The organism is Neobacillus sp. Soil_C_43 (genome assembly GCF_057656715.1).
Genome location: NZ_JBDGJV010000069.1, coordinates 1 through 220 on the forward strand (window position 1 = coordinate 1; position 220 = coordinate 220).

Annotated in this window: 1 rRNA gene; it reads right to left on the reverse strand. The window is 34.5% G+C overall.

The features are described 5' to 3' along the window. Positions 1–72, reverse strand: a 5S ribosomal RNA gene (rrf, locus tag AC3A54_RS25660); the annotation flags it as partial. Between the last annotated feature and the right edge of the window lie 148 nt (positions 73–220).

Sequence of the window (220 nt, forward strand, 5' to 3'; positions counted from 1 at the left end):
ATCGGCGCTGAGAAGCTTAACTTCCGTGTTCGGTATGGGAACGGGTGTGACCTTCTCGCCATAATTACCAGACTATTATTTGACACTATTTATTATAATGTCTTTTTTGATTTTTTCAAGAGAAAAATTAATTTTTTCATTCCCTCAAAACTAGATAATGCAGAAGAAGTGTTTGTAAAAAACGAGTTCGCTTTAAAAATTGGTTAAGTCCTCGAACGAT